The following is a 10819-nucleotide window of genomic DNA, read 5'->3' as shown; positions in this document are numbered from 1 at the left end:
TTTCTGCGCGCCACCGGTGTGCAGATTTAACTTCAGGTTAATACGGGCTTTAGGAATTTCTTCCTGAAATGAACCAGACATGACGTGTTCCTTCATTAAGGCAATTTGACGTTGACGGAAAGAACAGGGAGCGTCAGCGACAATCCCTGCCGCATTCTCTGCCGCATCCTTTACGGCAGATAAAATCAAACACTTTAAATATGTTACGCCCGAAGCCAGCGTATACAAGAGGCCCGACTCTTATATCTGTTACACTGCATTTCAAAAAACAATAAAGCTTACAGACAGCCTTTGATATAATACAAAACGACTCCTGCTTCGTGTATTTATACACAAATACAGAAACCGGCAGGCGAAAATGACATCCGAATCTGGACCACGAAGAAATAAACGGAAAAATCCGCACTGCGCAAAGGCGAATCCACCACAAAAATTTCAGCCTCAAAAAAAATTCACCATAAAAATACATATCAGGGAATAACATTCATCCGCAGGCAATTCATCCCAAAAATACATTTGACGCACTAATAATAATCAGGACACCAATTCGAAATTATCCATTAATAAATAACAACACTACTCATTTAAATATTGGCGTTAATACCGCGACACGTTTTCCCTTTCACCACGTATATTCGCTGACAAACGCTTTCTTTTTTGCTTTGTCATACAGACAAATCAGGCTAACCTTGTGTTTCATCTTGCCTGTGTTGCCTTTCATCATTAGCCCTGCCATACCCGTTTCATCCGGGAATAATACCGGTTTCGAAACTTGCACCTCGTCTATCCCGGCCGCGCTGACGCAAGCTTTGTTCATCGCGGAGAACAGCGCCTGCCAGCTGTCATCGCTTGAGGCTAACGCAGGGAGACTGCACATCGCGCTCCCGAAAAACATCATCGTCACGATTAATTTCATCACCTTACTCCGCATAAAAGTTCGCGCGAGGCGCGCCCCAGAAAGCATAGCGTGCGAACAGACTTCTGACCGCAAAGAGGCCGTTATTATGATTTCAACAACCCGTAAAATCGTCATCACCGGCGGGCCCGGCGCAGGCAAAAGTACGCTACTGGCGAGCCTTGCCCGCGCGGGATCGAACACGTCGCCAGAAACCGGCAGAGCAATTATTCAGGAACAGGTAAGCGCGGGCGGCGTTGCGCTGCCGTGGCTCGACAGAGAAGCATTCGCGGCGATGATGCTCAACCGGGAAAAGCAGGCATGGTATGCAGCCGACGCGATGAATGATGTGGTGTTCTTCGACCGGGGCATTCCGGATATCATTGGTTACCTGAATCTGTGTGAGTTGCCTGTACCAGAAACGCTTCACGACGCCGCACTTCGATTGCGCTACGACGCCACCGTTTTTATCGCGCCACCCTGGAAAGCTATCTTCACGCAGGACGCCGAACGCAGGCAGACATTTGAAGAAGCGGTACGTACCTGGGAAGCAATGAAGCAAGTCTACACGCGCTACGGCTATGAACTGGCGGAAATTCCATTCGCCACGCCGCAGGCACGAGCCCACTGGATACGGGCACAAACCGCGTTAATTCCGCCATGCCAGTAATCAACACAAACTGCCCTGATGGCCTGGCCTGTTTCTCATTCCGCCTCTCCCGTGCCGGGATCAAAAAAGGCCACTCGCGTGGCCTCACTCCTTTTACACCTCCGGGAACACCAGGTTGTTCCCTGGCGCTTCGCGATGAAGATGAATAAAGTTCAGGTGACGCTCGTACTGGTCGAGAATATCGATAATCACCTGCTCTTTGTTGTAATCCATCAGGTCATTGCCCTGGCTGCCCTCCAGCAGGAAGGTTTCCAGGCGGAAATAGTGCGATTTTCCGCGGCGGGCGCGGTAGGTAAAGCCCGGCACTGAATACTGCTGCGGCCACACCTGATAAATAAAATCCTGCTCCTCGCCGAGATGCACGCGCAGATCCAGATACCCCAGCGGCGTCTCGTCGTCCGCCGCCACTTTTCTCAGCGTCACGCGGCCACCGCGCAGCTCCAGCTCTTTCGCCACATCTTCCATCGCCGGGTAAATCACGGTTTCCATCATCTGCTGGGTATAGCGCGTTCCCGGATAATTCATCAGGCGTGACAGGCGTTTTTTCCAGCTCAGACGATCATTGCCCGATGGAATATACGGCGCCGTATCGCGGCTGGCGCTGACGCGACGGTGATCTTCCACCTTCAGCGATTTATAGAGGCCTGCCATGATGAAGAAAATGACGAAGCTGAACGGCAGCCCCATGATAACCGTCGTGTTTTGCAGCGCCGAGATGCCGTTGGTCATCAGCATCCCCATCGTCAGCACGCCGATGGCGACCGACCAGAAAATACGCAGCCAGTTCGAAGCGTCGCTGTTAATGTCTTTCAGCTTTGAGGTGAAGTTCGCAAGCACCAACGAGCCGGAATCGGCGGACGTCACATAAAACAGCATGCCGGTGATGGTCGCGACCGACGCGCTCAGTTTAAACGCCGGATACTCTGCCAGCAGGCTGTAAAAGCCGCGTTCGGCATGGGCGATAACCTCCTGCGCAAAGCCTGCGTCGCCGTGAATGATCTCGTACAGCGCCGCGTTGCCGAACACCGAGAGCCACAGCAGCGTAAAGGTAAACGGAATGATCAGCGTGCCGAGCACGAACTGACGAATGGTGCGCCCGCGCGAAATGCGCGCCAGGAACAGCCCGACAAACGGCGACCACGCCACCCACCAGGCCCAGAAGAAGAGCGTCCAGCTGTTCATCCACTGGCGCGGCATGTCAAAAGCGAAGGTATTGAGCGTCATCCCCATAAAACGGTTGATGTAATCGCCAATATTGAGCACCAGCGCGTTCAGCAGGAAATCCGTTTTACCCATAAACAGCACAAACAGGATAAGCCCCAGCGCCAGAATAACGTTCAGCTCCGAAAGAAAACGGATGCCTTTATCGACGCCCGATGTCACCGAAATGGTGGCGATAATCACCGACAGCACAATCAGCGCCATCTGCGCCGTCAGCCCTTCCGGGATATCAAACAGCACTTTCAGGCCGTAGTTAAGCTGTACCACGCCGATGCCAAGCGTCGTCGCGATGCCGAAAATGGTGCCGATCACCGCCGCGATATCAACGGTGTGACCAATCGGGCCGTTAATGCGCTTGCCGAAAATCGGGTACAGCGCGGAGCGAATGGTCAGCGGCAGGTTATAGCGATAGCTAAAGTAGCCAAGCGCAATACCCATCAGCGCGTACATCGACCAGCCCGTCAGACCATAGTGAAACAGCGTCCAGACCATCGCCTGTCGCGCGGCTTCGATGGTTTCCCCTGCCCCAGTCGGCGGTTGCATATACTGTGTGACCGGCTCGGCCACCGAGAAAAACATCAGGTCGATGCCGATGCCTGCGGCAAACAGCATCGCCGACCAGCTCAACAGGCTGAATTCGGGTTTTGACTGCTCAGGCCCGAGTTTAATATCGCCATAGCGCGAGCAGGCCATGAAAATAACGAAAACGATGTAGAGCGTGGCGGCCAGCATGTAATACCAGCCAAACGTCGCCGAGACCCAGTTGACCGCCGTCTGGATCCAGGCCGCAGACAGCTCACTGAAGAAGATAGTGACCAGTGAAAAAGTCAGAATCAGCGCGGCTGAGGTGTAAAACACCACGGGGTTAATTCTGTTTTTTTCACTGGCAGGTGGATTAGTCATCGGTTACCTCTGGTTAATATCCTGTCAAAAATGAAAGCGTTAGCGTGTTTATTGTTCTCCGCCCCTAAGGCGCGTCTCTTCTCTCCTTTCCAATAATTCATGACGGTGATTAATCGCCTTTTAGCGTAGCGTACCGTTTCGCTTTTGCGACAAAACAATCACAGCATCTTAACAATTTCTTTTTTTATATTGAACGTCCAATCAAAAAAAGTTCTAATAGATATTAACAACGTGGTGAAGCGGAGTCCGGGTCATGCCCAAAGTAGGAATGCAGCCGATACGGCGCAGGCAGTTAATTGATGCAACGTTAAGCACCATTAATGATGTTGGGATCAACGACGCCACTATCGCGCAGATCGCGCGCCGGGCGGGCGTCTCGGCAGGCATTATCAGCCACTACTTTAAGGACAAAAACGGCCTGCTCGAAGCGACCATGCGCGACATTACTCGCCAGCTTCGCGATGCCGTCGCCGCCCGCCTGAGGCCGCTGGCGCAGGCCAGTACTGAGGCGCGCCTGCTGGCGATTGTCGAAGGCAACTTTGATGACACCCAGGTACACAGTGCGGCGATGAAAGCCTGGCTCGATTTCTGGGCCAGCAGTATGCATCAGCCGCAGCTCGGGCGGCTTGAGCGCGTCAGCAGCCGCCGCCTGTTTTCGACGCTCGCCGCCGAGTTTCGCCGCGAGCTGCCGCGCGAGCAGGCGCGGCTGGCGGCGCATGGCCTGGCCTCGCTCATTGATGGCCTGTGGCTGCGCGCGGCGCTAAGTGGCCAGCCGTTTAATCTGGAGACAGCCCGCACGCTCACTACCCAATTCATCCGCCAGCAACTGGCTGGCGCAGCACCCCATGAGAAGGAGGAATGATGTCCCGATTCGCAGAACAGCCGCTTTATATTGACGGCAAATATGTACCCTCCGCCACGGGTAACACTTTCCAGACCATCAACCCGGCAAACGGCGAAGTCCTCGCCGACGTCCATGAAGCAGGCAAAGCCGATGTCGATAGTGCCGTGGAAGCGGCCCGCAAAGGCCAGAAAATCTGGGCGGCGATGACCGCGATGGAGCGCTCGCGCATCCTGCGTCGTGCGGTCGATATCCTGCGCGAGCGCAACGATGAACTGGCCGCGCTGGAAACGCTCGATACCGGTAAACCGCTGAGCGAAACCCAGGCGGTGGATATCGTCACCGGTGCCGACGTGCTGGAATACTACGCCGGGCTTATCCCCTCGCTTGAAGGACAGCAGATCCCACTGCGCGACACCGCTTTCGTCTACACGCGCCGCGAGCCGCTCGGCGTGGTGGCGGGCATCGGCGCGTGGAACTACCCGATCCAGATTGCGCTGTGGAAATCCGCGCCGGCGCTTGCCGCCGGTAACGCCATGATTTTCAAGCCAAGCGAAGTGACGCCGCTCACCGCGCTTAAGCTTGCGGAAATCTACACCGAAGCGGGCGTGCCGGACGGCGTCTTTAACGTACTTAACGGCAGCGGCGCGGTCACCGGACAACTGCTGACCGAACATCCGGGCATCGATAAAGTCTCGTTCACGGGCGGCGTCGCCAGCGGCAAAAAAGTCATGGCGAACGCGGCGGGATCGACGCTGAAAGAGGTGACGATGGAGCTGGGTGGTAAATCCCCGCTGATCATTTTTGACGATGCGGATCTCGATCTCGCCGCCGACATCGCCATGATGGCCAACTTCTACAGCTCGGGCCAGGTCTGCACCAACGGCACGCGCGTGTTTATCCCGGCGAAATGGCAGGCGGCCTTTGAAGAGAAAATCGCCGCGCGCGTGGCGCGTATCAAAGCGGGCGACGTGAACGACCCCGCCACGAACTTCGGCCCGCTGGTGAGCTTCGCACACCGCGACAACGTCATGCGTTATATCGACACCGGCATTCGTGAAGGCGCGCGCGTCCTGTGCGGCGGTAAACGTCTGACCGGCGACGGGTTCGATAACGGTGCCTGGGTTGAGCCCACCGTCTTTACCGACTGCCGCGATGACATGACCATCGTGCGCGAAGAGATCTTCGGGCCGGTGATGTCGATTCTGACTTACGAGCGCGAAGACGAAGTCATACAGCGCGCCAACGCCACCGATTACGGCCTCGCCGCAGGCGTCGTCACGCGGGATCTCAACCGCGCGCACCGCGTGATTCACCAGATTGAAGCCGGGATCTGCTGGATCAACACCTGGGGCGAATCCGCAGCCGAGATGCCGGTCGGCGGCTACAAACACTCCGGCGTTGGCCGTGAAAACGGGCTGATGACCCTGCAAAACTACACGCAGGTGAAATCCGTGCAGGTCGAGATGACCCGCTTTCAGTCCGTATTTTGATCCACCTTTTAACCTGAGGAACGACTAATGGAATTTGATTACATCATTATCGGAGCCGGATCCGCAGGGAATGTTTTGGCAACAAGACTGACCGAAGACAGCGATGTCACTGTATTACTGCTGGAGGCGGGCGGTCCTGACTATCGTTTTGATTTCCGCACCCAGATGCCGGCGGCGCTGGCATACCCGTTACAGGGCAAACGCTATAACTGGGCTTATGAAACCGAGCCTGAGCCGTACATGAATAATCGTCGCATGGAGTGCGGGCGCGGCAAGGGCCTCGGCGGCTCGTCGCTGATTAACGGCATGTGCTATGTGCGCGGCAACGCGATGGATCTCGACAACTGGGCACAGCAGCCCGGCCTTGAGCGCTGGACCTATCTCGACTGCCTGCCCTACTACCGTAAGTCGGAAACGCGCGATATCGGCGCTAACGACTACCACGGCGGCGACGGCCCGGTCAGCATCACCACCTGCAAGCCAGGCAACAACCCGCTGTTCGCAGCGATGATAGAAGCAGGCGTGCAGGCGGGCTATCCGCGTACCGACGATCTGAACGGCTATCAGCAGGAAGGCTTCGGCCCGATGGATCGCTTCGTCACGCCGAAGGGCCGCCGCTCCAGCACCGCGCGCGGCTATCTGGATACCGCGAAACAGCGTCCGAACCTGAAAATCATCACCCATGCCACAACCGACCGCATTCTCTTTGAGAACAAACGCGCGGTGGGTGTGGCATATCTTCACGGTGCCAGCAACGCGCCGCAGGAAGTTCATGCGCGCCGCGAAGTGCTGCTCTGCGCGGGCGCTATCGCCTCGCCGCAGATCCTCCAGCGTTCCGGCGTCGGTAATGCGGAACTGCTGAAACAGTTTGATATTCCGGTGGTGCATGATCTGCCGGGCGTCGGCGAAAATCTGCAGGATCACCTGGAGATGTATCTGCAGTACGAATGTAAAGAGCCGGTTTCGCTCTACCCGGCGCTGAAATGGTGGAACCAGCCGAAAATCGGCGCGGAGTGGCTGTTTAACGGCACCGGTATCGGCGCCAGCAACCACTTTGAAGGCGGCGGGTTTATCCGCAGCCGTGACGAGTTCGCATGGCCGAACATTCAGTACCACTTCCTGCCGGTGGCGATTAACTACAACGGCTCCAACGCCGTCGAAGCGCACGGATTCCAGTGTCACGTCGGCTCTATGCGCTCGCCGAGCCGCGGCCACGTGCGCATTAAATCGCGCGACCCGCGCCAGCATCCGGCGATCCTGTTTAACTACATGTCGCACGAGCAGGACTGGCAGGAGTTCCGCGACGCCATTCGCATCACGCGCCAGATAATCAACCAGCCCGCGCTGGATAAATTCCGCGGCCGTGAAATCAGCCCGGGCATCGACTGCCAGACTGACGAACAGCTTGACGAATTTGTCCGTAACCACGCAGAGACCGCCTATCACCCGTGCGGCACCTGCAAAATGGGCAGCGATGAGATGGCCGTTGTGGATGGCGAGGGCCGCGTGCACGGGCTGGAAGGCCTGCGCGTGGTGGATGCGTCCATCATGCCGCTGATTATCACCGGCAACCTGAACGCGACCACCATCATGATCGGCGAGAAAATCGCGGATAACATCCGTGGCCGCACGCCGCTGCCGCGCAGCACCGCCCGCTATTTTGTGGCGGGCGACCGCCCGGTACGTGGCGAACCCCTGCGTCCATAACCCTTCCCTTGCCGGTAAGCTCGCCGCTTACCGGCTTTTCGCCCGCCAGCGCGGCGGCAAACGCCATCTCGTTTATATAACCTCGCCCCGGCGTGATCGCACATCTTGTTTTGGCGCGGGCCTTTATCTGGTCACGTTTCTGCTAACGCGGTTCTTCAGGCGCAGGCCGTCACTTTTCAACCGGCGTGTAACGTAAATAACCGGCGACCCCGCCCCCACCGTCGTTCGGGTGGTGAATACCTTCTGTCACTTTGATTTCAGGAAAATCAAAGGGCGAAACGCCTTCAAGGCAAGCCACATTCACGCCATATTGATCCGGGTTTGAACGTCGCTGGTGAAAGGTATAAATGCCGCATACCGAACAGAAATAGTGCGCGGCCTGGCGGGTATTAAAACGATACTCCGTCAGTTTTTCCTTACCCTCCAGTACCGTAATACCATTGAGCGGTGCCGACACCGTAATAGCGCCGCGCATCCGGCAATAAGAGCAGTTGCAGCGGCGGGCGGTATTCAGCCCGTCCGTTAATTCCACGGTAAATTTCACCGTACCGCAGTGACACTGGCCATTCATTTTTTCCACGCTATATATCTCCTTGCCAATAAAGTATTTTCAGCGGCGCTCGCCCGCGCGAGGCGGTACGTGGGGATTATGCGATTACGCCCGCGCTTTTACGTGTGAATATGCAGACAGACGGGCCTGTTATCGTATATATAATAGGTACCCTATCTCTTTTAATGACATCTTTTAACGACTTTCTCTGAACCACACCTGCGCGCAAGGCACAGGCCGTTGCGTTCAGCATTCTTGCGGCGCGCTGCGCTGATTTAAGACTACACAACATTGCCCGTGCTCGCCTCCCTGATATGCTGGTCGAGCAAAAGGAGGAAGTGCCATGAATAATGTGATTTACAGCATGATTGCTAAAATCTCGAAAATGGATGCGGAAGCGAAAATTCTGACGGCTCAGGTAGAAGCGCAGGCACTGCTGTTAAGCGCCATGCTAATGACTATCGGGAAAAACGGCGGAATGGATGAGATGATTGAGGGCGTGAAAAAAGCCATCAATGCGGCGCTGGATGCAGAAGATAACGCGTTTAAATCGGACACTGAAATATTACTCAACCAGTTTAACGAGCTGTTATCCATTGCCTGCGTACTGGATAAAGAGAAGCCGGAACTGGATATCGACGCCTTGCGTAAACTCTCATCCTCTCTCACCAGCGATAAGCAATTCTGACCGCGAATAAACGTTACAGGGGCTCTGTGCCCCTGTAACCCAACATTAATAGAACTGTCGGATCGCGTTTTCGGTTTCCTGATCGCTCACCAGCCCGGAAAACCGCGCCACCAGATACGTTTCTCCGTCGAGCTTATAACTTTCGATCGGCAGCTCAAGCGTGGCGCCCTTTTCTCCGCTGATCCGCATGACCTGCAGCTCATCATCCACAGCCACATGCTCAACCTGTCCGCCTGGCATAATTGTCACGACATTCTTTGGCATTTATCAGCCCTCTGGTTCGATTAAAAATCGACCTTAACACAGGCTACGCGGACGCGCCTGATTTTATAACCCGCCCGGTAACGCGGGAATAGCACAGGTGACCGCCCTGTGGCCTTAACGCTTGCGTAAACGGCTGACGCTGAAGGCCAGCGCCAGCAGCGAGGTCGCAGCGGCGATCCACAGCGCGAGACGCACGCCTGCGACCTCGGCGATACCACTGGCAGACGTTGCCCCTACAGTGAGGAGCACACCCACCAGCGCCGCGCCCAGACATTGCCCGAAGGTGCGCATAATCGCCAGCACGCCGGAGGCGTAACCGCTGTATTCACGCGGCGCGCCCGCCAGCATCTCGCGGTTATTCGGGCTCTGAAAGCAGCCGAACCCAATGCCGCACAGCAATCCGCGCAGGCTGATGTCCCAGGCGGCGGCGTGCGCAGGCAGCAACGCCAGCGCCACCAGGCCCGCCACAAAAAGCGCAAGACCCGCGGTCGCGATAACCGACGGCGCGTAGCGGTCGGCCAACCGCCCGGCGTGCGGGGCCACCAGAATGATCCCGACAGGCCAGGCGGTGAAGAGCAGCGCGGCGTGGAGCGCGCTGTAACCGTAGACGCTCTGGAACAGAAACGGCAGCGCCACGAAGGTCATCCCCTGGCTCACAAACGACGCCAGCGAGGTCAGCGCCGCGAGCGAAAACCGCGCGTTGGCAAAGAGCTGCGGCGGCAGCAGCGGCGCTGGCGCGCGTTTTAAACGCCAGGCCAGCAGCAGGCCCGCCACCAGCGCCAGTGCGCCGAAGCCGAGTAGCGCCTCAAGCGACAGCGCGTCTGACGCCATCACCGCCGCGCCGAGCATCATCGCCGAAAGCAGCGCGCCTGGCACATCAAACGGCCCGCGCGACGGGTGTGTATCATTGGGTAGCGTGCGCAGCGTCAGCAGCAGCGCCAGCACGCCCGGTGCAATGTTGATCGCGAACAGCCAGGGCCAGCCGAGCGTGGCGAGCAGCGCGCCGCCCAGCACCGGCGCGATGGCCGTGCTGGTGGCGATAAGCAGCGCGTTCATGCCGAGAATGCGCCCGAGCAGCCGGTTCGGGAAAATGGTGCGCAGAATAGCGGGCGCGATGCTGAGCGTCGCCGCGCCGCCCACGCCCTGTAAAATTCGCATCGCCACAAGCCAGGGGAGCGACGGTGAAAGCGCGCAGCCGAGTGAGGCGAGCGTAAACAGCCCGACGCCTGCGGCAAATAACGTGCGAAAGCCGAGCCGCCCGGCCAGCGCGGCGAAAATCGCGAGCGTCATCGCCGCCGAGAGCAGATAACCGTTCGCCACCCAGACAGTCTGCGCCGCCGTCGCATTCAGGGCATGGGCCATTTCCGGCAGCGCGATATTCACCATCGCGCCATCAAAAACCGCCATCGTGGTACTCGTCATCACCGCGATCATCGCCAGCGCGCGCTCGCGCCCCGGCAGCCCTTCATCGCCGGGCAGGTCAGTAAATAACGTCATGGTCACTCCAAAATGTGTGCTTGCGTTCACTCTACTTTCCGGCGATACATAGCGGAAGACGCAACGATTGCATTTTATCCCTGCATGAAA

General features: G+C 57.2%; 10 protein-coding genes and 1 pseudogene. 5 read left to right on the top strand and 6 right to left on the bottom strand.

Going from position 1 to position 10819, the window contains the following annotated elements; all coding sequences use genetic code 11:
* Both ACUW6V_RS07890 and ACUW6V_RS07885 read right to left on the bottom strand, forming a co-directional pair.
* Window positions 1–228 (bottom strand): annotated as a pseudogene (locus tag ACUW6V_RS07890) (hypothetical protein); the annotation flags it as partial.
* Between the two features lie 394 nt (window positions 229–622).
* A complete protein-coding gene (locus ACUW6V_RS07885) occupies window positions 623–916 on the bottom strand; it encodes a hypothetical protein (RefSeq protein WP_041460716.1) in 294 nt (97 codons plus the stop codon).
* Between the two features lie 88 nt (window positions 917–1004).
* Between ACUW6V_RS07885 and ACUW6V_RS07880 the strand changes: the two genes are divergently transcribed.
* Window positions 1005–1565, top strand: a complete 561-nt coding sequence (locus ACUW6V_RS07880; protein ID WP_104672170.1) for an AAA family ATPase — start codon at window positions 1005–1007, stop codon at window positions 1563–1565.
* Between the two features lie 93 nt (window positions 1566–1658).
* On the opposite strand, the gene ACUW6V_RS07875 is transcribed toward ACUW6V_RS07880, so the two are convergent.
* Window positions 1659–3689 carry a choline transporter gene (locus tag ACUW6V_RS07875; RefSeq protein WP_104672171.1) on the bottom strand — a complete coding sequence of 677 codons (2031 nt, stop codon included), beginning with the start codon at window positions 3687–3689 and terminating at the stop codon, window positions 1659–1661.
* Between the two features lie 253 nt (window positions 3690–3942).
* On the opposite strand from ACUW6V_RS07875, the gene betI reads away from it, so the two are divergent.
* Genes betI through betA form a run of 3 tightly spaced genes read left to right on the top strand, consistent with a single transcriptional unit; the run spans window position 3943 to window position 7730 of the window.
* Window positions 3943–4551: a transcriptional regulator BetI gene (betI, locus tag ACUW6V_RS07870; protein WP_004387948.1), complete on the top strand. Its 609-nt coding sequence runs from the start codon at window positions 3943–3945 to the stop codon at window positions 4549–4551.
* Window positions 4551–6023, top strand: a complete 1473-nt coding sequence (gene betB, locus ACUW6V_RS07865) for a betaine-aldehyde dehydrogenase (RefSeq protein ID WP_454038209.1) — start codon at window positions 4551–4553, stop codon at window positions 6021–6023. Before betI ends, betB begins: the two co-directional genes overlap by 1 nt.
* A 27-nt stretch (window positions 6024–6050) precedes the next feature.
* The gene (betA, locus tag ACUW6V_RS07860) at window positions 6051–7730 is read left to right on the top strand and encodes a choline dehydrogenase (protein WP_097647896.1); all 1680 of its coding nucleotides are present in this window, start codon (window positions 6051–6053) and stop codon (window positions 7728–7730) included.
* 169 nt (window positions 7731–7899) lie between these two features.
* Here betA and ACUW6V_RS07855 read toward each other — a convergent pair whose 3' ends face one another.
* Entirely contained in the window at window positions 7900–8301 is a 402-nt protein-coding gene (locus ACUW6V_RS07855; RefSeq protein WP_196759506.1) for a GFA family protein, read from the bottom strand.
* A 322-nt stretch (window positions 8302–8623) separates the two neighbouring features.
* Between ACUW6V_RS07855 and iraP the strand changes: the two genes are divergently transcribed.
* Window positions 8624–8968, top strand: coding sequence for an anti-adapter protein IraP (gene iraP, locus ACUW6V_RS07850; protein ID WP_004385463.1), 345 nt, complete (start codon window positions 8624–8626; stop codon window positions 8966–8968).
* Window positions 8969–9013: 45 nt separating this feature from the next.
* Here the strand turns inward: iraP and ACUW6V_RS07845 are convergent, their stop codons facing one another.
* Both ACUW6V_RS07845 and ACUW6V_RS07840 read right to left on the bottom strand, forming a co-directional pair.
* Window positions 9014–9232, bottom strand: a complete 219-nt coding sequence (locus ACUW6V_RS07845) for a hypothetical protein (RefSeq protein WP_007849565.1) — start codon at window positions 9230–9232, stop codon at window positions 9014–9016.
* A gap of 114 nt (window positions 9233–9346) precedes the next feature.
* Window positions 9347–10729 (bottom strand): MFS transporter, encoded by a 1383-nt coding sequence (locus ACUW6V_RS07840; RefSeq protein WP_319703917.1) that lies wholly within the window; start codon window positions 10727–10729, stop codon window positions 9347–9349.
* Between the last annotated feature and the right edge of the window lie 90 nt (window positions 10730–10819).

The organism is Cronobacter sp. 153480017-3, from assembly GCF_053627815.1.
This window is presented reverse-complemented; position numbering and strand designations above follow the sequence as displayed.